Origin of the sequence: Psychrobacter jeotgali, assembly GCF_904846315.1 — a bacterium.
Classification (GTDB): domain Bacteria; phylum Pseudomonadota; class Gammaproteobacteria; order Pseudomonadales; family Moraxellaceae; genus Psychrobacter; species Psychrobacter jeotgali.
Genome location: NZ_CAJHAF010000001.1, coordinates 3069314 through 3092552 on the forward strand (window position 1 = coordinate 3069314; position 23239 = coordinate 3092552).

The 23239-nt window shown below is 43.0% G+C and carries 22 protein-coding genes; 15 read left to right on the forward strand and 7 right to left on the reverse strand.

Annotated elements, in window-relative coordinates; genetic code table 11:
• Positions 1-182: 182 nt before the first annotated feature.
• From JMX18_RS12845 to JMX18_RS12865, 5 genes are all read left to right on the forward strand, one after another.
• Positions 183-614, forward strand: coding sequence for a hypothetical protein (locus JMX18_RS12845; protein ID WP_201588121.1), 432 nt, complete (start codon positions 183-185; stop codon positions 612-614).
• A gap of 297 nt (positions 615-911) precedes the next feature.
• Positions 912-1124 carry a cold-shock protein gene (locus tag JMX18_RS12850; RefSeq protein ID WP_201588122.1) on the forward strand — a complete coding sequence of 71 codons (213 nt, stop codon included), beginning with the start codon at positions 912-914 and terminating at the stop codon, positions 1122-1124.
• A gap of 262 nt (positions 1125-1386) precedes the next feature.
• Complete coding sequence (locus JMX18_RS12855) at positions 1387-1968, forward strand: DUF421 domain-containing protein (protein ID WP_201588123.1); 582 nt, start codon at positions 1387-1389, stop codon at positions 1966-1968.
• Positions 1969-2340: 372 nt separating this feature from the next.
• Complete coding sequence (locus JMX18_RS12860; RefSeq protein WP_201588124.1) at positions 2341-3090, forward strand: electron transfer flavoprotein subunit beta/FixA family protein; 750 nt, start codon at positions 2341-2343, stop codon at positions 3088-3090.
• A 126-nt stretch (positions 3091-3216) separates the two neighbouring features.
• Complete coding sequence (locus tag JMX18_RS12865; RefSeq protein ID WP_201588125.1) at positions 3217-4149, forward strand: electron transfer flavoprotein subunit alpha/FixB family protein; 933 nt, start codon at positions 3217-3219, stop codon at positions 4147-4149.
• 96 nt (positions 4150-4245) lie between these two features.
• Here JMX18_RS12865 and JMX18_RS12870 read toward each other — a convergent pair whose 3' ends face one another.
• Together JMX18_RS12870 and JMX18_RS12875 are read right to left on the reverse strand one after the other, a co-directional pair.
• Positions 4246-5049: a TrmH family RNA methyltransferase gene (locus JMX18_RS12870; protein WP_201588126.1), complete on the reverse strand. Its 804-nt coding sequence runs from the start codon at positions 5047-5049 to the stop codon at positions 4246-4248.
• A gap of 50 nt (positions 5050-5099) precedes the next feature.
• Positions 5100-6083 (reverse strand): class 1 fructose-bisphosphatase, encoded by a 984-nt coding sequence (locus JMX18_RS12875; protein ID WP_201588127.1) that lies wholly within the window; start codon positions 6081-6083, stop codon positions 5100-5102.
• A 345-nt stretch (positions 6084-6428) separates the two neighbouring features.
• On the opposite strand from JMX18_RS12875, the gene JMX18_RS12880 reads away from it, so the two are divergent.
• The 3 genes from JMX18_RS12880 (at position 6429) to JMX18_RS12890 (ending at position 9346) form a co-directional block, all read left to right on the forward strand.
• On the forward strand, positions 6429-7514 hold the full coding sequence (locus JMX18_RS12880) for an aspartate carbamoyltransferase catalytic subunit (protein WP_201588128.1): 1086 nt from the start codon (positions 6429-6431) through the stop codon (positions 7512-7514).
• Between the two features lie 145 nt (positions 7515-7659).
• Positions 7660-8841 carry a dihydroorotase gene (locus tag JMX18_RS12885; RefSeq protein WP_201588360.1) on the forward strand — a complete coding sequence of 394 codons (1182 nt, stop codon included), beginning with the start codon at positions 7660-7662 and terminating at the stop codon, positions 8839-8841.
• Entirely contained in the window at positions 8834-9346 is a 513-nt protein-coding gene (locus tag JMX18_RS12890) for a DUF2127 domain-containing protein (RefSeq protein ID WP_227674665.1), read from the forward strand. The genes JMX18_RS12885 and JMX18_RS12890 overlap by 8 nt, the downstream gene beginning before the upstream one ends.
• Before the next feature lie 101 nt (positions 9347-9447).
• On the opposite strand, the gene JMX18_RS12895 is transcribed toward JMX18_RS12890, so the two are convergent.
• The 3 genes from JMX18_RS12895 to JMX18_RS12905 form a co-directional block, all read right to left on the reverse strand.
• On the reverse strand, positions 9448-10728 hold the full coding sequence (locus tag JMX18_RS12895; RefSeq protein ID WP_201588129.1) for a cation:proton antiporter: 1281 nt from the start codon (positions 10726-10728) through the stop codon (positions 9448-9450).
• Between the two features lie 50 nt (positions 10729-10778).
• Positions 10779-12392 (reverse strand): DUF2254 domain-containing protein, encoded by a 1614-nt coding sequence (locus JMX18_RS12900; protein ID WP_227674666.1) that lies wholly within the window; start codon positions 12390-12392, stop codon positions 10779-10781.
• Positions 12393-12510: 118 nt separating this feature from the next.
• Entirely contained in the window at positions 12511-14013 is a 1503-nt protein-coding gene (locus JMX18_RS12905) for a YihY family inner membrane protein (protein WP_201588131.1), read from the reverse strand.
• Positions 14014-14244: 231 nt separating this feature from the next.
• Here JMX18_RS12905 and wrbA point away from each other — a divergent pair, with 231 nt between their 5' ends.
• On the forward strand, positions 14245-14862 hold the full coding sequence (wrbA, locus tag JMX18_RS12910) for an NAD(P)H:quinone oxidoreductase (protein ID WP_201588132.1): 618 nt from the start codon (positions 14245-14247) through the stop codon (positions 14860-14862).
• A gap of 179 nt (positions 14863-15041) precedes the next feature.
• Entirely contained in the window at positions 15042-15437 is a 396-nt protein-coding gene (locus tag JMX18_RS12915; protein WP_227674713.1) for a hypothetical protein, read from the forward strand.
• A 111-nt stretch (positions 15438-15548) separates the two neighbouring features.
• Here the strand turns inward: JMX18_RS12915 and JMX18_RS12920 are convergent, their stop codons facing one another.
• Positions 15549-16286 (reverse strand): DUF3108 domain-containing protein, encoded by a 738-nt coding sequence (locus tag JMX18_RS12920; RefSeq protein WP_201588134.1) that lies wholly within the window; start codon positions 16284-16286, stop codon positions 15549-15551.
• Positions 16287-16830: 544 nt separating this feature from the next.
• Here JMX18_RS12920 and JMX18_RS12925 point away from each other — a divergent pair.
• A complete protein-coding gene (locus JMX18_RS12925) occupies positions 16831-17121 on the forward strand; it encodes a co-chaperone GroES (protein WP_201588135.1) in 291 nt (96 codons plus the stop codon).
• Between the two features lie 61 nt (positions 17122-17182).
• Complete coding sequence (groL, locus tag JMX18_RS12930) at positions 17183-18832, forward strand: chaperonin GroEL (RefSeq protein WP_201588136.1); 1650 nt, start codon at positions 17183-17185, stop codon at positions 18830-18832.
• Positions 18833-18954: 122 nt separating this feature from the next.
• Here groL and yaaA read toward each other — a convergent pair whose 3' ends face one another.
• Complete coding sequence (gene yaaA, locus JMX18_RS12935) at positions 18955-19755, reverse strand: peroxide stress protein YaaA (RefSeq protein WP_201588137.1); 801 nt, start codon at positions 19753-19755, stop codon at positions 18955-18957.
• Between the two features lie 437 nt (positions 19756-20192).
• Here yaaA and JMX18_RS12940 point away from each other — a divergent pair, with 437 nt between their 5' ends.
• The 3 genes from JMX18_RS12940 to JMX18_RS12950 all read left to right on the forward strand — a co-directional run bounded on the left by JMX18_RS12940 (position 20193) and on the right by JMX18_RS12950 (position 23203).
• Complete coding sequence (locus tag JMX18_RS12940) at positions 20193-21350, forward strand: Re/Si-specific NAD(P)(+) transhydrogenase subunit alpha (protein ID WP_201588138.1); 1158 nt, start codon at positions 20193-20195, stop codon at positions 21348-21350.
• A gap of 99 nt (positions 21351-21449) precedes the next feature.
• Positions 21450-21809: a proton-translocating transhydrogenase family protein gene (locus tag JMX18_RS12945; protein WP_201588361.1), complete on the forward strand. Its 360-nt coding sequence runs from the start codon at positions 21450-21452 to the stop codon at positions 21807-21809.
• A 14-nt stretch (positions 21810-21823) separates the two neighbouring features.
• Positions 21824-23203: an NAD(P)(+) transhydrogenase (Re/Si-specific) subunit beta gene (locus tag JMX18_RS12950; RefSeq protein ID WP_201588362.1), complete on the forward strand. Its 1380-nt coding sequence runs from the start codon at positions 21824-21826 to the stop codon at positions 23201-23203.
• The last annotated feature ends 36 nt before the right edge of the window (positions 23204-23239 follow it).

The window sequence follows — 23239 nt, forward strand, 5'->3', positions numbered from 1 at the left end:
AGTACTCAATATAAACAGCCTTCATGGGTATTAATTCAGTCCGCATTTTTGGATTACGAACGCTCTTTAGCAAAGAATAGTTATATCTGAATATATATTATAGTATCCATCATAATAGAGCAGGGATAAAAATATTACCTTGCTTGCTGCTCCTTTAAATCTCTTAGACTATAGGTTGTGTTGTGCAAATATCAAATCTAGACTGGCTAACGCCGCAGTTCATCTATGTTGCTCTTAGTGCCGTGGTTGCCATTCTTATTTGGATAGAAGGCGAGATGCTCAAACGCACCGCTGGCAAGTTACCACAATCACCGTTATTTAAATTCAGCTCACTAATGGATACGGCATGGTTCTTTATCTCCGTTCTCATGCTTTATGTTATTGATTTGACTCCATTGGCGGTTGCGGTTCCCGCAGCCTACGGTATTTACACCGTTTACGGTTGGGTTTACGGCTCACGTTTATTAAAACGTAAAGGTATTCCCGATTCGCCAAAAGACTTGGTCGTACCGCCTAAATACATCGCTTATAGTCAATCCTTTGCGCTTATTTTCTTTGGTTTGTGCTTACTAGTTTTGGCTTCCCCTTGGTTGCCGCTGCCTAATCAAGCCTAGTATCAGCATACAAATGCTCTTGCAAGTCCAAAATTGTCTTATATTTGACAGAGATAGGCTTATAAATAGTTAGCTGCATTATTTACAAAAATCTATAATTTAGGCTTTTATCAGTAATAAAAGCTGCTATACTGATTTGTACTCATAGGATTTGAGGCGCAAATAGAATATTAGATAGGTTAACCTATTTATTTATCCTACTGCGTTTGAACACTCTGTTCACAAGTTTGATGAGTATTTGTCAATTAATAGGTGAAGGCACACGTCTCACCAATAGTTAAAGAGTTAGGAAAATTTATGTCTGATAAAGTTGAAGGCACTGTAAAGTGGTTTAATGAAGCTAAAGGTTTTGGTTTTATCGCTCAAGATAATGGCGGACAAGATGTATTCGCTCATTACAGCGCTATCCAAGGTAGTGGCTTCAAAACTTTAGCTGAAGGTCAAAAAGTGTCTTTCGTTCTAGGCGAAGGCAAAAAAGGCCCACAAGCTGAGCAAATCGAAGCTATCTAATCTTACTTCCCACTAAGCTTGGCCGGAACATCAGTCAGTCTTATGGCTAGAAGATAAAATATAAGCATAGATTACTATGTTGTATAACAACAAAAATACTGTCTAAATTGTATACCAAAAGCAACCTCTTATCAGGTTGCTTTTTTTATGGTCAATTTTTGCGAAAAGCAGTTATATTCACAACATAAAATATATATCAGTCAGATAACGATTTAAGGTAACGTGGTTATATAGATAAGTGTAATGGATAGAAGGTAAGATTATGGATTGGCAAGCATGGTTTTCGATCGAATGGCAACAAGTATTAGGTATATTTCTATCGGTAATCGGATTTTACTTTTGTTTGATATTATTTACTCGTATTAGTGGTCTTCGCAGTTTCTCTAAACTTTCTAGTTATGATCTCGCTATGACCGTTGGTATTGGTAGTATTTTAGCCTCTACCGTGTTATCAAAATCCACTTCATTGTTGCAAGGCATACTTGCTATTGGTATGTTGTTTTTACTACAATCAATAGTCTCTATCATTAGACGTAAGGCCAAGCCTATAAAGGCGTTGATAGATAATCAGCCAATTATCTTAATGGCACACGGTGAGTATTTTTGGGATAATTTGAAAGAAGCCAAACTCAGTACCAATGATATTAAGCAAGTGCTCCGCCAAAATGGCATTAAGTCAAAGTCCGAGGTGTTTGCAGTAGTGATGGAAACTACGGCGGATATGAGTGTGATCAAAAATAGTGATGTGCCGCCGGATTGGTCGTTGTTTGACGATATTCGTGATAATGAATTGCTGCTACAATCGCAACCTAGTACTATTAGTCCTAATAGGCCTATTGATTAGGCAGAATAATTACAAACTGTTAAGCACATCTTATTGTAGTAATGCTATAAAGGTAATAGTAATGATAAGATTTATAAAATAAAAATATGAAGTAATCAAATTTCAAGCACCTTACTTGAGAAATAGCGACAAATTTATGACGCATTATTCACGGCGTCATCTTGACCTTGCAGGCTGGCTGACGCAAGATAGTTAAGTCTTATAGGCTAAGTTCAATATAGGTTTAAAAAAATATAGGTTTAATAAATAAGGACTGATAGATTTAATCAGGGAATTTAATAAACTATTTTATTTAGTAAGTCTTTTTCAACAACCATAAAAATTTGGTTTTTATTAGCAACATTCAAATAACATTCAAAAAAAGAGGAACGTATGAAAGCATTAGTCGCGGTCAAGCGTGTAATTGATTATAACGTAAAGGTTCGTGTAAAAGCTGACAACAGTGGTGTGGATTTATCCAATACCAAAATGTCTATCAACCCTTTTGACGAAATTGCAGTTGAAGAGGCAGTGCGTCTAAAAGAAGCCGGTGTTATTGATGAAATCATCATCGCTTCTATTGGTCCAAAAGAAGCACAAGAACAAATTCGTGCCGCTTTAGCGCTGGGTGCTGATCGTGGTATCTTGGTGAAAACAGATGAGAAGCCTTATCCTTTACAAGTGGCTAAAATTCTGAAGAGCATTGCTGAAGAAGAAAGCACTGATATCATCTTATTAGGTAAGCAAGCTATTGATGATGATAACAACCAAACGGGTCAGATGCTTGCAGCATTAATGGGCATCGGTCAAGGCACGTTTGCCTCAGAAGTGAAAGTTGAAGGCGATAAAGTAAATGTCACTCGTGAAGTAGATGGTGGACTGCAAACCGTCGCTCTTGAACTACCAGCGGTGATTACCACTGACCTGCGTTTGAATGAGCCCCGTTATGCAAAACTGCCTAACATCATGAAAGCCAAGAAAAAACCACTTGATGAAAAGTCGCCTGCCGATTTCAATGTAGATATGACTTCTAAGCAAGAAATCACTAAAGTTGAGCCGCCTGCTGAGCGTAAAGCTGGTATTACAGTTGCTTCAGTAGATGAGTTGGTTGATAAGCTAAAAAATGAAGCAAAGGTAATCTAATACTTTGCTGAGGTATAAAGACTGGGTTGTCTTTATGCCGTATTTATAAGCTATGTTCCAGCATGAAAATAGACATAACATGCGTTAACAGTATCGACACGAACAAATTAATAAAGGATAAAAACAATGGCAATTTTGGTATATGCAGAACACGACAATGCCAGTCTAAAAAAGGCAACTTTAAATACAATTGCTGCCGCGAAGCAAATGGGTGATGATGTCCATGTATTGGTAGCGGGTAGCGGTAACCAGGCTGCTGCTGATGAAGCCGCTAAAGCAGAGGGCGTGAGCAAAGTATTGCTTGCAGACAATCCTGCTTATGAGCACCAAATGGCAGAGAATATTGCGCTATTGGTCGCTGATATTGCAGGTGATTATAGCCATATTGTGGCAGCTGCCACCACGACTGGTAAAAACTTTATGCCACGTGTTGCAGCTTTGCTTGACGTTAGCATGCTGTCAGAGATTTCAGCGGTAGTAGATCCGCAGACTTTTGAGCGTCCTATCTATGCAGGTAACGCAACTGCCACGGTTAAAACTACAGAAGATAAAGTAGTAGTAACTGTGCGTGCCACAGCGTTTGATCCTGTCGCTGCCGAAGGTGGCTCAGCATCAGTTGAGACTATCGACAACGTTCAAGATTCTGGCAAATCAAGCTTCGTTAATGAAGAGATGGCAGCTTCAGATCGTCCAGAACTAACTTCAGCAGGTATCGTAGTATCTGGTGGTCGTGCATTGGCGAATGGTGAAAACTTCACTAAATATATAGAGCCTTTGGCTGATAAACTAGGTGCTGCTATCGGTGCGTCACGCGCCGCTGTCGATGCCGGTTACGTCCCTAATGATATGCAGGTTGGTCAAACGGGTAAAATCGTTGCTCCTCAGTTATATATCGCTGCAGGTATCTCTGGTGCTATTCAGCATTTAGCGGGTATGAAAGACTCTAAAGTCATTGTTGCTATTAATAATGACCCAGAGTCGCCAATCGCAAGCGTTGCTGATTACTTCTTAGAAGCAGATCTATTTGAAGCGCTACCTGAGCTAACCAGCAAACTATAAGCTCTTAACGGCCAATCAAATAGGCAATGATTAATAAAAAATCCCGCTATTGATATAGCGGGATTTTTTTGACATTTTAATATAGCTATAGACTTTTTAGCTGTAGTAGCGCTGACGTAGGGTCTCGTATAAGCAAAGAGATCCTGCTATAGCTACGTTTAAGCTTTCTTGACCGTTCGGCTGTGGTAAGGCAATCGGGATAGCGGACTGCATTAGCTCGGCGCATACTCCTTGACCTTCATGGCCCATCACCCAAGCGACAGGCGCGCGCAAATCATGCGAGTAGATCAGGGTGTCCGTATGTGAACTGGTCGCTAATAAAGGTGTTTTTACCCCTTCTAAGATATCTTGAGGATTTAGATCCTCAAATATTTCTAGCGCAAACTGTGCTCCCATACCTGCACGCAAGGTTTTGGGTGACCAAGCTTGAGCGGTGGCGCTAGTGCACAGAACAGTTTTTATACCTACTGCCGCAGCAGTACGTAGCAAGGTACCGACATTACCGCTGTCCTGCACATCATTTAGAATCAGACAATCATCGGTAATTACTGGCAGTTCTGATAATTCTAGCATGGGTATAGCTATAATCGCCATAATATCGATGCCTGTACCTAGGCTACGAATGCTTTGATATAGGGCGTCGGATAGAGGCAGTACATGAGTTTGGCTAGGCAGGCGTCTTAGTAGTTGCCGAACCTCAGTATGGTCATATGCTGACTGGGCTAATAACACTTGATGGAGCGGGTAGTCGCTACGCAAAGCGGCATCAAGCAGATGTGCCCCTTCAATTACCGTTTGTCCTTGTTTTTTACGCTGACGAGCTTGAGTTAGTAATGCCTTGACCAGCTTTACCGTTTGGTTTTTATCAGAAGTGATGAGCTCGGTAGGGTTTAACATCATAAATAGCCGCTTAAAATAACAAGAATATTGGGTAAATTAGATTATTAACTTTATTTATTTTCATGCTGCAAATGTAGATCTTTAATATAGTCGACTTCATTTTTACTTCCCAATACTACGGGAATGCGTTGATGAATGTCAGTGGGCTCAATATCCAAGATGCGATTAATGGCATCAGTAGCGCCGCCGCCAGCACGCTCAATGAGTAAACTCATAGGGTTAGCCTCATACATTAGACGCAGCTTGCCCGCTTTATTAGCATATTTGGTGTCAAAAGGGTAGGTAAATAGACCGCCGCGGCATAAGATACGATGCACATCACCGACCATAGCTGCCACCCAGCGAGTATTAAAGTCACGCGCACGTACGCCTGCTTCGCCAGCGATTAGCTCGTCAATATACTGCTGCATAGGCGCTCGCCAGTAGCGATAATTTGAGCTGTTGATAGCGTATTCACTCGTATCGGCATCAATGGTGACTTTATCTTGTACCAGTATATAATCACCACTATCTGGATCTAAGCTAAACATAACCACATCGTCAGCTACCGTTAACGCCAGCATAGTTGAGGTGCCGTATAATAAATAACCCGCCGCCAACTGTTTATTACCCGCTTGTAGAAAGTCACCATTCTTACTCGGCTGACCTTGGCGCTGATACGGTAAAATAGAGAAGATAGTCCCCACTGCCATATTAATATCGATATTTGAAGAGCCATCCAAGGGGTCGAATAAAACCAATAAGCTGCCATCAGCATTAGCAGGAGTGGCATCATCTAACTCTTCTGACGCTACGCCAGCGCAGTGTGAGTTTTTTGTCAAAGCTTCTAGCAGTAAGTCATTAGCTAGAACATCAAGCTTTTTTTGTTCTTCCCCTTGAACGTTCTGATTGCCAGCTTCCCCCAAAATATCTGCCAATGCCCCTTTTTTTAGTAGCTGGGAGATGGTTTTACCTACTTCAGTAATGGTGGTAATGACATCATTAACGGCAGGGTTAGAGGCGTGGTCTTTTAAGTATTGTGCTAAAGTTGTCATGGCGCTTCCTAGTCAATAGGGTGAAGAGTAAAATAAATAAAAATAAGCAGTTAAGGGGGAATGGTTCAAATAGCTTATACGCTACCCTTGTACTGGTTATAAAATCAGCTACACTAGCTTTATTATTAGCTATGCTTTGATAAACTTGTCATGGTTAATACCGATTTATGACTAGCATCTAGTAGTACGGTTGTAGCAATTGAACCACTGCGGCAAAGTGTAGCAAATAAGCAGCAAAATGTCCCTGTATCTGTGTTTGTAATTGCCACCCAGCTGCGATAATTTTTAAGATTTGTATTTGTGCATGAATTAACACGTCCTTACCAACTATAAAGACTCGCCATTATGACAAACTCTATCCAAAGACCTCTACAGAATGAAATAGCGCCTTCTGGCTATGGAAATCATACCAAATTTGATCCTAACACCATTCATGAAAAATTAGATACTTCGCTTAGCCGGCCGCAATTGAATGAGGATGGCACCTTACGCCATTTTTTGGGTGTCGAAGGCCTAAATAAAGCTCAATTACAAGCCATCATTGCGAAAGCAGAAACTTTTTTTGATGAAAATGGACTATTGATTAATCGTCCCGAGCTTGAAGGCTGCACGGTGATGAATCTGTTTTTTGAGCCCTCAACTCGTACCCGTACCACTTTTGAGGTGGCAGAAAAGCGTTTAAGCGCCAATGTGCTTAATATCGATATCGGTAGATCTAGCACCAAAAAAGGTGAGAGTTTACGGGACACCTTGTGGAACTTGGAGGCTATGACCGCCGATATATTCGTGGTACGCCATTCGGCATCAGGTGCGGCGCATTTTATGGCCACCGAGGTCACCCCAAATATTGCTATTATCAATGGCGGTGATGGCTGGCACGCCCATCCCACGCAGGGTATGCTGGATATGTTGACTATACACCGTGAAGCCCCGCGACCCTTTGAGGAGCTTTCGGTAGCTATCATTGGTGATATCAAGCATTCACGAGTGGCACGCTCTGATATAAGTGCGCTGCAGACTTTAGGAGTCAAAGATATTCGAGTAATTGCCCCACGTACTTTGTTACCGAAAGGTATTGAGCGTTTTGGGGTAAACGTTTATGAAAATATGGATGAGTGTGTGACAGATTGTGATGTCATCATGGGGTTAAGGATACAGAATGAGCGCATTGGCTCACCGCTACTGGCTTCATCGAGTGAATATTATAAGCATTATGGTATTACCCCCAAACGAGTGGCACTGGCTAAGCCTGATGCGTTGATTATGCATCCCGGTCCTATGAACCGCGGGGTTGAAATTGCATCTAGCGTGGCGGATGGCAATCAATCGGTTATCCTAAAACAAGTCAGTAATGGCGTTGCTATTCGTATGGCAGTACTGGCGCTTACGATGGAAGGACAACGTGCTCATCAAGCAGCAATGCTGGGTTAAAAGGTTTTAAGCTGCAAACTCGGTTCGTCTTCATCGCAGATAGCCTTCTATAGACAACCCTATAATTGATAATTTTATTAACTTCTTTTCATTTAATTGATATGGTATAACGCTCATGACCACTTCCGCCGCTGCTAATACGCAAATGATTGACTTACTCCCTTCCGCCTTCAAATCTTCATTATCCCATACGGCGCTTGATCGACTAAAAAAAATAAACAACCAGCATGAAACTTGGTTGCTGCCGCCATTAGTAGACTTGTGCGCACGCTTACGTGAGCCTGGACAACAGCAGCATGGCACCCTTATATCTGAAGGACAAGCGGCGCGTGCTAATGGTTTTTTGCACGTAGTGATTCCACCAGATACCAATCCTATTTTGGAAAATGGCTCATTATTAAAAGGCTTGCGTGAACGGGCTTTGGAAGATGGTGGTATCTTTCTACATATTCTTGGTGCCTTAACCGCAGGGCTTGCCGGCGAGCAACCCTCTAATATTGCTGGTCTAAAAAAGGGCGGCTGTATAGCAGTCTCTAATGCCCGCCGACCTTTTACCAATGATTTGGTGCTACTGCGTACATTGGAGTATGCAGCGACTTTTGGCCTAAAAGTGTTCTTTTATCCTGATGAGCCCAGCTTATCTAATAATGGGGTAGCGCACGAAGGTTATATTGCTTCTTATCATGGCTTGCCAGGCATTCCTTGGATAGCAGAAACGGTGGCATTATCAACTCAATTGTTGATGGTAGAGGAAACGGGTATTGCTGCGCATTTTAGCCAGTTGTCTTGCAAGTCTTCAGTGGAGCTGATGCGCTGGGCCAAGGATAAAGGCTTGCCTGTCACTTGTGATGTAGCGATGCATCAGCTTTATCTAACTGATGATAATCTAGAGGGCTTCAATGCGCAGGCTTATGTGCTACCGCCGCTGCGCAGTAACACTGATCAGCAAGCGTTAAGGCGAGGGCTTAAAGATGGCACCATTGATGCAATATGTAGTCATCATGAACCCTTAAATGCGACTGCTAAAAAGGCACCCTTTGCAGAAAGTACGCCGGGTATTTCAAATTTTGATACTTTTATGGCGCTGGCTTGTCAACTGGTTCGAGATGAGATCTTAACTTTAGAACAATTAGTAGATAAGATTTGCCTCAATCCAGCAGAAATCGCTGGTATAAAGACACAATACGAAAGTACTGGCGGCGCTATAATAGTGGATCCTAATCTTGCATGGCAGGTAACCTCAGAGACGATGTACTCTAATGGCAAAAACACGCCTTTTTATGGACAACAGCTAAAAGGACGCGTTGTGGAGACTTTTTTTGGTTAATATACCTTTTAAGGATGACAAGTTACCGCATGACATTATCAAGACTAATGAATCTACTGGATCTATTAAGGCGGTAGCGATTTATGAGATTGTCAAAGGTGGCGGCGCACTATTAGGAGCTGTGGCGTTATGGCTGTGGCATGAGGACTTGCAGCGCTGGCTGGCAACCGCTACAGAGGCTTGGGATCAGCAATTTGGAAAACTGTTAGCGCCGCAAGTTGCAAGCACCGTTCAGCTGGCGCAAAAAGCCAGTAAGAATTGGACGTTATTTTTACTGTTGATCTTTGCTTATGCCAGCCTACGTTTTATTGAGGCTTACGGCCTGTGGCAGGATAAAACTTGGGCGTATTGGTTTAGCGTTATCGGCTACGGAATATTCATTCCTATTGAGCTATATTATTTAATCGTTAGTCCATTTGACTGGTTTAAGCTGGCTATTTTGATATCGAATATCGTCATCGTGGTAGTGGTTTATCGTAGTATGAAACAAAAGGGTCTGATATAAATAACTAGGTTAAGCAGTCGATTAAAAGTAACAACATCCCAGTAAAGGTTTTTAAAACCTACCTTTTACTGAGATATTATTATTTATAGTTTAAGCTAGAACTACAAAGATTTAGGCGCTACAGGCTGTTTTTCAGTAATAGTTTTGGCTACTTTACCAACGCTTAATCCTTGTACTAGAATTGAAAATATAACGACAGCATAGGTCAATGAAAGTAGAATATCTCGCTCGGGGCCTGAAGGCAGTTGTAGTACCAATGCCACCGAAATACCACCCCGCAAGCCGCCCCATGTCAACACCTTCCAAGCGCCTTCTGGCAAATCAAGCTGATGACTAAAGGTTTTGGTAGTCATGCCGACCACAATAAACCGAGCCAGCAGTACGATAATAATAGTCAGGCCTGCCGCTATAAATAAGTTACCCGAATAGGCAATCATAACCACTTCAAGGCCGATTAAAACAAACAGTATGGCGTTCAAAATCTCATCAATTAATTCCCAAAACAGATCTATGTAATGACGAGTCTGATCGCTCATAGCTCGTGCACGTCCACGATTACCGACCATAAGTCCCATCATCACCATAGCGAGCGGCCCTGATAAATGCCAAGAGCTCGCCAGCGCATAACCGCCTATTACTCCCGCAAGGGTGAGTAATACCTCTTCTTGATAACTATCAATACTCTTGATCATATAATATAGAATGCTACCCAGCACTAAGCCAAAAACAATACCACCACCGGCCTCAACGGCTAAAGTATGAGCGACATAGTTGACGGTAGGGATATCGCCGCTAGCCAAAATACCCAGTAGTAACACAAAGATAACTACGCCAATACCGTCATTAAATAATGATTCGCCAGCGATAACCGTTTCTAAGCTTTTGGGAGCGCCGGCTGAGGCCAAAATGCCCATGACTGCAATCGGATCGGTAGGGGATATTAAGGCACCAAATAGTAGACACCATATAAATGGTAAACCGAAACCTAGTAATGGCAAAAGGAAGTAAATTGCTGCTGCAATAAGCAGGGCTGAGATGATGGTGCCAAAACCCGCTAAAATACCAATGGGTAGCTTATAGCGTTTTAAGTCGCCGATATTGACGTGTAAAGCTGCGGCGAATAGCAACATCGACAGCATTCCATCGAGTAAGACCTCAGTAAAATCCAGCTGCTCTAATAAACTGACCTCATAATCGATAAGCTCATCAAAGCCTAAAAAACCCAAAAATATTGCCCCAATGGACAATAATATAGAGATAACCATTACCCCGATGGTAGTGGGTAAGCCAACAAAACGTTGATTAACGTAGGCCAATATAGCGGTAATAGTCAAAAAAACAGCGCTAATTTCAAGGATGCTTAGACTGGTTGCAGATACCATGGGAAGCTCGCAAATTATGATAAAAATTAAAAAAATATAAATTGAGTAAGCTAACTAGACTGAGTTTCTAGCGCTTCATGGATATGAGTAGAAAACTCACTAACGTACTCGAAGTGTCGATGTTTAGCATTATTGTCGCTAATAAACTGCCGAGCTTGCTGACACATAGTGATTAAGTCCTCTATCATCTCCCTATAAGCTAAGTTTTCTTGTCCAGCACGTTCAATTAAATCAAGCTCATGTAGCAAGGTCTGGCGCTGGGCATCATTGACACAAGAATAGTTAAGATCAGTCATCGCCTGACACAAGACTTTTAGCACCATCAGGTCAGTGGTCGCATAACGCCGAATTTCACCCAGTGAGGTGTCTATAAAGTCAGATATCTTTGGTGTTTTGGTAATGACCGCCAATATGGCTACACGGGGCTGATTAGAGGTAATGTCTGATCTATCATTATCGTGTGGCGGCGTATAAAAATGATAAGGACTGGGCGGCTGGCGACGCATCATCACGCTCAAACAAATGGTTAGGGATTGAACACAGTTGACCGCCGTTTTGGGATCATTAGTTCCTGGCGAGAGCGCCCGTACCGCAATTTCGGTCACTTGACCTAAGCTATAGGCAATATCATTAGAGTGCGTAGGCCGCTGTGTAATATTAACGCAAGCAGCGAAGCTCTGCCAAAACGCTCCATCAGGATTGCGTGACAGGATAGCTAGGTTTGAGGTTTTAGTCTTTTTTAGATGACTGGCTTTATTAGCGGGGCGCTGATAAAAATGACCTATAACGTTTCTATCAGTAATAAAGTTGCCAAGATTAGAATACAGCTGGATGACACCCCCATAATCTCTAGCTAGTGTGATTAGGGATTTTGTATAAATTTGCTGCAGGTAACCTGAACTAGGGGCGTAAATCGGTGTCGCTGGCCAAGTCTTATATTGCTCAACATCTATTGCTGCTACATCACGCTGATGCTGTATATCGCAATGATCATCATACCAGTAGCCAATATTATATAGTGCATCGTCACTGGCATGCTGAATAACATGGGAGGCTTGAATGGCATGGACCATATGCTGAATAAAGTATACCAACAGCAGGGCGCAGCTAATAGCCATGATAATAGCGAAAGTTACCGCCAGTTGGGGCACTCCAAAAGCCACGTCGTGCTTATGAATAGCCTTTAGGACTAATAGGCTATAGCTGAAGGTGCCAATAAAAGCACCAAGAACCAGCTGGTTTGAGGTATCGGTCAAAAAGTTACGCAGCAGTCTAGGACCAAACTGCGATGAAGCCATTGATAGTACGGCAATAGTAATTGAAAAGGTGGTTCCCGCCACCCCCAATACTGCACCGGCGATAGTAGTCATAATAGCGCGGGCAGCTGCATCATCGCCGGTAAAGGCAAAGCCAATCTCTTTGACCGCCTCACGGTCAAAATACTCATCAATAGTAACTAACACCGGTGCCAAAATTATACCGAGCATCACGCAAACGGTTGGAATAAACCAATAAGAGCCTAACAGCTGTTGCCATAAAGTTCTTAGCCGTTCAGGCAGACTGGTTAAGGTTTGCAGCGACCATAGCTGTGCGAACTGTTTGAGCCATTGTAAGCTGGTTACAATGATGCTTTTAGGTAGCGTTTTTTTAGCATAATCAGACAAAGCTATAAGCTCCAAAATATTAAGTTCAACAGGATATTGCCAGCTAACCATCCTATTTTAACGTAAAGCGTCTAACGTAAAACGCTATTTTGATTAATCAGTATGGTGAGCTTTTATTTCATTTATAGCGCTGAGGGTTGTCTGCTTCGGTAATAATCGGACTTCTGTTGTCGTTCCTATGATGATTAGCGGAATTATTGATGTTATCGACAGAATCGTTTGGAATTAAGATCTCATTGTTATGATTATCTGTGATCTGGTCACTATCATCGTCATAGGGTTGGGCTTCAAGATGAGGACTAGAAGAGTGAGTAGTAATCTGTTGCTTATCTGTACTTTGGCTATCATCTTTAGCTGATTTTTCTCGCGGCTCACTATGCGCAAAGATAGCAGCTAAGGGTAAGTCAAGTTGATGCTTAGCATAAATTTCAGTGTTTACAAACCTATTGACCAATAAACCCAACCATGGTTTTTGGTTTTTAGCTTTTATATCTTCAAGCTCATCTTTAATGGGCAGCGGATAAGGTAGAGTACGATAAAAATCCCACAGGGTCATTTGCCCTAAATCTCTTTTAAGTACGTATTCATCATTATCGGTGGTCGCAATCAGATTGCTGTCTTTGAGGTAATTAATATAGGTGTACCATTTAGGCAACTCCTTTCTACCCAGTACATCACGAAGCTGTTGTTCATTAACCGCTTCCCCTTTTAAGTAATGGCTGTGTATGAGGTTGAGCATATCCAGCAAGCTAAGCAGCGGATGGCGCGGATGAACTTCTCGAGTTTCAAAGATAGTTAAAGTATAACTAATTTCAACACCTAATAAAATTAAGTTCCAAGATAAAAAGATCCACAATAAGAATATCGGCAAGGCAGCAAATGCCCCGTAAATAGCCTCGTAACTGGTAAAGTTGGTCATTACCGTACCAAAGACATGTTTGAGTAATTCAAAAACAATAGCCACAATAATCCCAGCAATCGCGGCGTTTTTGAACGGTACTCGGGCTTTGGGAATGAACCAATACATCCCAATAAATCCAGCTACGGTAATACCTATCGAGATCACTTGTACCCAAAAAGACCAATCAATGCCATAGCCGGCGATCTGTCTATTCAAAAAGCTGAGGCTTTGCACCGTGCTCGAAACAATAAAAGCCGTACCTAGCACCAAAGGGCCCAGTGTCACGATAGTCCAATAACGCACCATGCTTTTCATACCGCCAGAGCGATCTTCTACGCGCCAAATTTGGTTAAAAGCTCGTTCGATAGTCGTTAGCGTCAGGATGGTGGTCACGAATAGCACCATTGCCCCTATAGCGGTTAAGTTGGTTGATTTTTCTGCAAAGTTATTAATGTATTTACTGACCTGTAAACCTGATTGCGGCAGTAAGTTACTATAGATAACTTCATAAATCTGCGCTCTAACCATTGCCAAAGCTGGAACCGAGGATAGGATCATCAACAATACGGTCAATATAGGCACGATTGATAGCATAGTGGTATAAGTCAGAGAGGCGGCTTTTTGTTGGCAGTTATCTTCTATAAAATGCCGAGTCAAAAAGCGCAGGAACTGAAACCAGCGCTGTTGTAAAAAAGGAATTTTTTTTGTTAGCTTATCCATAAGAACCATATAAAAGGTAAAAAGGTGACAGTAGTGTAACAAAAATGCAAGGTCAGCATCTGCCACTTATTTGTGTCAAAATGCTCAACGGTAGTGTTTGGCCAATAACAATGGTTTTAAACCATAAAGTTAGCAGTAGCTGGTTTGCATGTGAGCTTAGGAGTCGGGCATAATGTCATTTATTAAACCACTTACCCTTTAAAACTATAATCGTTATAGGAAGCGTTATTCATGAGTCAAACTGCCCCGTATGTTTTGGTGCTCTATTATTCTAGCCATGGTACTACCAAAACTTTGGCTTATGCCATCGCTCAAGGTATTGAAGATGCGGGTATGACGGCTCGTATTCGGACAGTACCGACAGTGGCACCTGAGACTACAGCCAGTAAGCCTGCTATTCCTGATGACGGTGATCTTTATTGTACTATGGATGATCTGAAGGACTGCATGGGGCTGGCGCTGGGTAGCCCAACCCACTTTGGTAATATGGCGGCGCCTATGAAGTACTTTTGGGACAATACTGTCACCCTTTGGCTGGCAGGCAATCTGCAAAATAAGCCAGCTTCAGTATTTACCGCTACAGGAACTATGCATGGCGGGCAAGAAACCACGCTATTGACTATGATGTTACCACTCATGCATCACGGTATGATGATTGTGGGCATACCTTACGGCGAGGCGGCGCTTAATCGTACTAGCCGAGGGGGTACGCCTTATGGCGCCAGTCACGTCAGTGGGCCGCTGCACGATCAAGCGGTATCTGATGATGAGCGTGAGCTAGCCATTGCTCAAGGTCGCCGCTTAGCGATCAGTGCTAAAGCATTAGCGCAAGCCAACTGGGGCCGCTGAGCAAGTTTTGTTACTTGCTCAGAACCTAAAATATGAGTTTAATCTAGGATAATACTGCCACGATGCCAAATCGTTCTGATTCACCCCATGAGTCTACTGCTGCCACTACTCACGCCGCTAAGCCTGAACCAGTAGCGGCAAACACTAGGTCTGCTGATCCCAGCAAACCTATAGCACCTATGCGTCAGCGTTTGCAGGTTACTTGGGGGATGTGGCTGCTCTACCGTTTGCTAGCGTTGCCTATTCTTATCAATATTATCAATCCTAGTAGTCCTGATATAATAGGGGGAATCGCTTGGTATGGCTTATGGTTGCTTCCCGCCTTTATATTTACGCCAGTGATGTTACGTGGACGCTCGCCTTATATGCTCCTGATAGGGAGTATGCTGACTTTGGTTTATTTGGGCGCTAGTGGGGTGGTATTGTTCACTCGAGTTTATGGTAGTAGCTTTGCTGAAATCTTAGTTTATACTATCGATTTTGGCTTACTACTATTGATTAATACTTGGCTGTTTTTATTACTCAAGCGCTTACCTTCGATGAATAATGTGGTTAAGCAGCCACGCTCGCGCTAGATAATTCCGTTATATAAAAAATCAAAAAGGCGGCGCTCTATAGTTACTATAGAGCGCCGCCTTTTTTATAGAGTGCTAATGATTAAAAATCACTAATAGTTAGGGTCTTACTTAGTTTACTTTAGTTAATTCCAAGTCCATCTTTTTACCATCGTTATTTTGGGTCACTTTCACTGGTAGATAGTCTAAGCTTGGCGCCAGCCAAAAGCTGGTTGAGCGACTATTATCATCGTGAATACGGTCAACACGGACGGTATCAAAAGTACCAGCAGGCACTGTTATCTTAGTATTACCTGACTTCTTAAATGGCGTTTTTTCAATTTTGTCTTTTTTGGCCATATAGTAATTGCCAGAAAATTTGCCATTTAATAGATCTTGGCGAATTTGTACTTCAAGACTTAAGTCGTCAAAGGCTTGCTGCGCCATATTCATATTGACGGTTTTACCTCTATAGGTACTGGCCACTTGCTTGCCCGCAGGGTTGTAATTAAGGTTGTGGGTGCGACCAATACCAAACAGTTTATAAGTAGTACTGGCTTTGCTAGGAGTTACATTATTACCAGAAAGCGAAAACACACTACTTTGCGAAGCAGTAGCAACACCAGCTACGCGCGCATTGACATCATATTTCCAAGTGTTTCCGGATTTACTTAAAGTGCGTGTAGCCGTACCTTTATATTTGTCTTCAACGGTAAAGTTATAACTGGCGCTAGAGGGCTGGACAGCCTTTGCACTAGCAAGAGTAGGGGCGGTCATACTTAAAGCTCCAATAGCGGCGATGCTGACGCCAGTAGTTAAGGCAGATAAAACTTTAGATTTCCTAGATTTTATCATAGATAAGTTATTCATAAATATTCCTTGAGATCATTAATTTTAGAGTAATAGGTATAATTATTTGCTAAATGTTTTAAATTTTTATAGCGATTACATATATTCTTTAGAAGCTATTTAAATAGAAGCTATAAAACCCAAAGCGTATTAAGTACGCATTAGAGTGTTAACTATTATAATGGTTATATCCTGTTACAACTTCAAGGGAAGCTTACCGTTTAGACGTTCCCCTCTTGTAGCAGATGTTACGGTAAAGCGCCAAGCGCTGATGATAGGTAAAATCTTGTGAGTAAGGTTGCTGATTGACGGTTATTAGTAAGTCATCCTGCGCAGTCTTCTTGTAAATTTTTTGTCTTTACACTTGAAGCGCGCACGTCTTGCCCCCACTTTTGGAAGCAAGCTCAATGCTTATATTCAGAGTATTATCTTTTAAGGAATTTTAACTACTGCCTTATTATCGGGCTTTTTATTATGCTTTAAAATAATTTCTCTGAAACACTGGAATTGGGATCAAAACCAAATACACCTTTTATTTAACAACCAACTTTTTGGAGTCATTTCGATGAATATTCGTCCTTTACATGACCGTATTGTCGTCCGCCGCATAGAAGAAGAAACCAAGACGGCTGGTGGCATTTTGCTACCGGGTTCAGCCCAAGAAAAACCTTCACAAGGCGAGATATTAGCGACTGGTAACGGCCAGATTCGTGATAACGGTGAAGTTCGTACTTTGGATGTCAAAGTCGGCGACAAAGTATTATTTGGCCAATATGCCGGTCAAACCGTTAAAGTTGACGGTGAAGAGCTACTAATCATGAAAGAATCTGATGTATTGGGTGTATTAGAAGGCTAGATTTAGCGTTCTCACTTCTTATTTATCAAAATAAAACAATTACTTATTGGAGCAATTTAACATGGCAAAAGACGTAAAGTTTGGCATTGATGCCCGTAAACAAATGATGGACGGCGTAAACGTTTTAGCAAATGCGGTACGTGTAACATTAGGGCCTAAAGGTCGTAACGTGGTCATCGATAAATCATTTGGCGCCCCAACCATCACCAAAGATGGGGTTTCGGTCGCTAAAGAGATCGAGCTGGAAAATAAATTTGAAAACATGGGCGCACAATTGGTACGTGAAGTTGCTAGCCGCACCAATGATGTTGCTGGTGACGGTACCACTACCGCTACTGTATTGGCGCAGTCTATCTTGCAAGAAGGCATGAAGTCAGTAGCCGCTGGCATGAACCCAATGGATCTTAAGCGTGGTATCGATAAAGCGGTACGTGAAGCGGTTAAGAAAATTCATGAGCTCTCAACTCCAGCGGACGATCACAAAGCGATTGCCCAAGTTGGTTCAATCTCTGCCAACTCTGATCCTAAGATTGGCGAACTAATCTCACAAGCGATGCAAAAAGTCGGTAAGCAAGGCGTTATCACCGTTGAAGAAGGTTCAAGCTTTGAAGATACCTTGGAAGTGGTTGAAGGTATGCAGTTTGACCGTGGTTATATCAGCCCGTACTTTGCTAATAAGCAAGACAGCTTGACTGCTGAATTTGAAAACCCATACATCCTATTGGTTGACAAAAAAATCAGCAATATCCGCGAAATCGTACCTCTGCTTGAGCAAGTCATGCAGCAAAGCAAGCCTTTGCTAATCATTGCTGAAGACGTAGAAAACGAAGCATTAGCGACATTAGTTGTCAACAACATGCGCGGTGGTCTAAAGACTTGTGCCGTTAAAGCACCAGGATTTGGCGATCGTCGTAAAGCCATGCTACAAGATATCGCCGTATTGACAGGCGGTACAGTAATCTCAGAAGAGATTGGTCTAAGTCTAGAAGAAGCGACTCTTGAGCAGCTTGGTACCGCTAAGAAAGTCACTGTTGGTAAAGAGAACACCGTAATCGTTGATGGCGCTGGTCAAAAAGCGGACATCGAATCACGTGTCGAATCTATCAACCGTCAAATCGAAGAGTCAACTTCTGACTACGACAAAGAAAAGCTGCAAGAGCGTGTAGCTAAACTTGCTGGCGGTGTTGCAGTGATCAAAGTAGGCGCAGCAACTGAAACTGAAATGAAAGAGAAAAAAGATCGCGTTGATGATGCGCTACATGCGACTCGTGCAGCGGTTGAAGAAGGCGTTGTTCCTGGCGGCGGTGTCGCACTCGTTCGTGCTATGAATGCGCTAGCAGAGCTCAAAGGCGATAACGACGACCAAGACGCAGGTATCAATATCCTACGCCGCGCAATGGAAGCCCCACTACGTCAAATCGTAACTAACTCAGGCGAAGAAGCTTCAGTGGTGGTTAACGAAGTCAAGAGCGGTAGCGGTAACTACGGTTACAATGCGGCTTCTGGCGAATACGGCGATATGCTGGAGATGGGTATCCTAGATCCTGCCAAAGTTGCACGTTCAGCACTAGAGAACGCCGCTTCTGTAGCGGGTCTCATGCTGACTACCGAAGCGATGATTACTGACCTACCAGAGAAAGATGATGGTATGGCTGGTATGGGCGCTGGCGGTGGAATGGGCGGTATGGGTGGCATGGGCGGCATGATGTAATCAGCCCCTTAACCTATAATGCCTAATACTATAATTTAGAATTTATAGTAACTAGTAAAATAAAACCCCGATGAGCTTTGGCTTGTCGGGGTTTTTTATGTCAATTAATTAAGCTATAAATCTTACTGATCCGCCTCATCCCTTCTAAAAGTCCAAGTCTTATCGTCAGATAACTCATCAACATAATAATAACCCGCTAGATCAAACTGCTTTAGCTGTTCAGTGTTAGTCAACTTATTATCAGCGGCGTACTTGACCATCAAGCCCCGGGCTTTTTTGGCATAAAAAGCAATCACTTTATACTGACCATTTTTTTCATCTTCAAATCTAGGGCTGATTATTTTGGCGTCTAATCCTTTTTTCTTCACCGCTTTAAAGTATTCGTTAGACGCTAAATTGATTAGCACTTTATCTTCATTATCTGCCATCTGCTGATTGATCGTATCGGTAATGTGCTCGCCCCAAAACTCATACAGATTATCACCGCGCTCGTTTTTGAGCTTGGTGCCCATCTCAAGGCGATATGGCTGAATCAAATCAAGCGGTTTTAGGATGCCATAGAGACCGGACAAAATGCCCAAATGCTCATTGACATAGATAGCGGTGTCTTTATCCATGTCATACATATCAAGACCAGTGTAAACATCGCCATCGAACAGGTAACCTGCTGGTTTGGCGTTGTCCGTGGTAAAAGGTTGGTCATTATCCCATTGCCACTGCTGATTACGCTCGGCATTCAACTGCGCTAGATCATCAGAGATACTCATCAGCTCTTGCAGATCAATAGGTTCTTTTGATTTTAAAATTTTCATCAGTGCTTGCGAATGCTCGATAAGCGCCGGCTGGCTGTAATAGTTACCAAGGTTTAGCGGAACCTCGTCTTGTTCATTGAGAGATTTAGCAGGAGAAAGTACAAAATACATCGTTCTTCCTTATTATTTATAGGATTGTTTTTAATAGTTATTCGCATTGAGCTTAGGGATATTAGCGATAACTTAACATAAGCTGCGGTTGAACTTAAGCTCTACGTCTCTGCCTTATATTAGCATGCTTATTTACCTTGGGGGTTTAAACAAAAATTTCGAATATAACAATAAAAGTTATGGTAGTGTTACGACATCCTAACTTTTTGTTTACTTACGAGTCATCATTAAGCAATGAAAGCTAGGCAAAACTATCTCTATAATAAAAGGAGATGATGGAAAAGGTATTATCATTCATTTAATTGATAATCTTTGATTCAACTCTTTATTTAAAGACTAAGAGCTGATCAAAGATTTTTTGCGCCCTGCTTTTAAATCCTGCTTTTAAATAAAGCAACAGACGCAGTTAGCAATGTATTCATAGGTAAGGAGACAGTATGAGAATTGGTGTTGTCAGTGCAGATGCCTCGCAAGAGAGCCGTGTAGCGCTAACTCCAGACGCAGTCAAAAAGCTGCGTAAACTTGGATTTGAGGTGGTCGTACAGTCCGGTGCCGGTCTTGGAGCCTATTATGCCGATGCTATGTATCAGGCTGCTGGAGCCGAGATTGCCGATAGTAGCACTGGCGTAATTGCGCAAGCTCAAATAATTACTACCGTTAATGATTTACCTAGTACTCTTATTGATAACTTAACGTCGGGTCAAATGATTATCGGTATGCTAGACCCGTACCGTAATACTCAGCTTGACACTTACGCAGCCAAAGGCGTAACCGCTTTTGCGATGGAGTTATTGCCGCGCACTTTGTCGCGTGCGCAAAATATGGATGTGCTGTCATCACAGGCCAACCTTGCCGGTTATAAGGCAGTATTGATGGCGGCTAACGAATACTCACGTCCTTTTCCGATGTTTATGACTTCAGCAGGTACGGTTAAGCCAGCTAAAGTGGTCATCTTAGGAGTGGGAGTGGCAGGCTTGCAAGCCATTGCGACCGCCAAGCGTTTGGGCGCCGTGGTTGAAGCCAGTGATTTGCGTCCTACCGCTAAAGAGCAAGTCGAATCATTGGGCGGCAAATGGCTCGATGTGCCGATGAGTGAAGAGGAGGCGCAAAAAGCCAAAGCGACCGGCGGTTATGCGTGGACACCATCAGAGCAGTATATGAAAGATCAGGCGGTGGTGGTCGACAAAGCATTGAGTAATGCTGACATTGTGATTACTACTGCGCAAATTCCGGGTCGTCAAGCGCCGCGCTTGGTACACAAGGCGACATTAGATAAGATGAAAGCAGGCTCCGTACTTATCGATATGGCAGCCGCTACCGGCGGTAACGTTGAGGGCAGCGTAGCCGATCAAACCATCATCACTGACAACAGCGTACGTATCGTAGGTGCGGCTAACATCCCATCGCAGCTAGCGGCGCAGTCCTCAGATTTATATGCTAATAATTTGGTTAATTTTATCACTACCTTAATTGCTTCGAGTGATGATAACGAGGCTGCATCGGGCAAACTGGCGCTGCACTTAGATATGGAAGATGAGATTCAAAGCGCATTGGCAGTCACCCATGAGGGTCAATCTCGTCTCGCTAAGCGTTAAATCTGATACGTTTTTATATTTAATTTTGCAGTAATGAATAAATTTTAGGAGGATGAAATGATTGCCACTATATTAGCTGCAGCGCCAGCCGGTGCGGCCATGAGCAGCACCCCATTTGTAGCGATTTTTACCGTGTTTGTGCTCGCCATTTTTGTCGGATATTACGTGGTTTGGGGCGTAACGCCCGCTCTACATACGCCGCTAATGGCGGTGACCAATGCGCTATCGAGTATTGTGATTGTCGGTGCGATGCTGCAAACCGTCACTATCGATGGTTCGGTATTTACCCCAACCAGCCTACTTGGTGCCTTTGCGGTATTTTTAGCCAGTGTTAACATTTTCGGTGGTTTTGCGGTGACTGAGCGTATGCTGGCGATGTTTAAACCCAAACCTAAAAAAGTTGCTCCGGTAACAGATAGCACTACGGATAGTTTAAATAATCAGGGGGGCAATGTATGAGTAATTTCTCCACGATGATTGCCGCTAATGCCGACTGGTTCTACTTAATCGGTGCAATACTATTTATTTTAACCCTACGCGGGTTATCCAGCCCCAAGACTGCCATTCGGGGTAACCGTTTCGGTATGGTAGCCATGGCGATTGCGGTGGCGACTACGTTTTTCTTAGCCGAAGGCCCGGTATTATGGATGATTATCGGCGCTATGATTTTGGGCGCAATCGTTGGTCTTTGGAAGGCTAGAACGGTAGCGATGACCCAAATGCCAGAAACCGTGGCTTTGATGCACTCCTTTGTCGGTCTAGCGGCAGTAGCTATTGCACTCGCAACCGTACTGCATACTGAGCAAGCGCATGGCACCGTGGCACGCTTAGAGCTGTTCATCGGTTGTTTCATTGGTGCCATTACCTTTTCGGCATCGGTTTTTGCCTTTGGTAAATTAGCAGCAAAAGATTGGGCAAAAACCGTTACCGGTAGCTGGGTAAAACCTGTACAAGCTATTTTATTCATTGCAATGATAGGGTTTGGTATTGTTTACTTTACCACCAACTCCTTACCGGCGTTTTATGCGATGACCGTATTGGCAGTAGTATTCGGTTGGATGTGGATTGCGCCAATCGGTGGCGGTGATATGCCAGTGGTGGTATCGTTACTGAACTCGTTTTCAGGTTGGGCGGCCGCTGGGATTGGTTTTACCCTTGGCAACTCTATGCTGATTATCGCAGGCTCGCTAGTGGGTTCATCAGGTGCTATCCTGTCTTATATCATGTGTAAAGCCATGAATCGCTCGTTACTCAACGTCTTATTTGGCGGTATGGGCAGCGCAGCAGTCGCGGCTGGCGATGATGATGGCGCACCCAAGAACTATAAGTCAGGCTCAGCAGAAGATGCTGGTTTCCTGATGTCCAATGCCAATGATGTGATCATTGTACCGGGTTACGGCATGGCGCAAGGACGGGCGCAGAATGCAGTCAAAGAGCTGTATGAATTGCTCAAAGAGGAAGGCGTGAATGTACGTTTTGCCATCCATCCAGTCGCAGGTCGTATGCCGGGTCACATGAACGTCTTGCTTGCTGAAGCGGATGTACCTTATGATGACATCTTGGAGATGGACGAAATTAATTCAGATTTCTCCAGTACGGATGTAGTATTAGTTATTGGTGCTAACGACGTAGTTAACCCTTCTGCTAAAGATGATCCGACCTCGCCAATCTTTGGTATGCCCATCTTGGAGGTGACCAAAGCGCAAACGGTGATGGTCATCAAGCGTTCAATGAGCACTGGTTATGCAGGACTCGATAACAGCCTATTTTATATGGACAAAACCATGATGATCTTTGGCGATGCGAAGAAAATGGTCGAGGAAATGGTACGCAGTATTAATGGCGGTCATTAATAGTTAGTTGCTTTTGACTCATTGATATTAAGATTT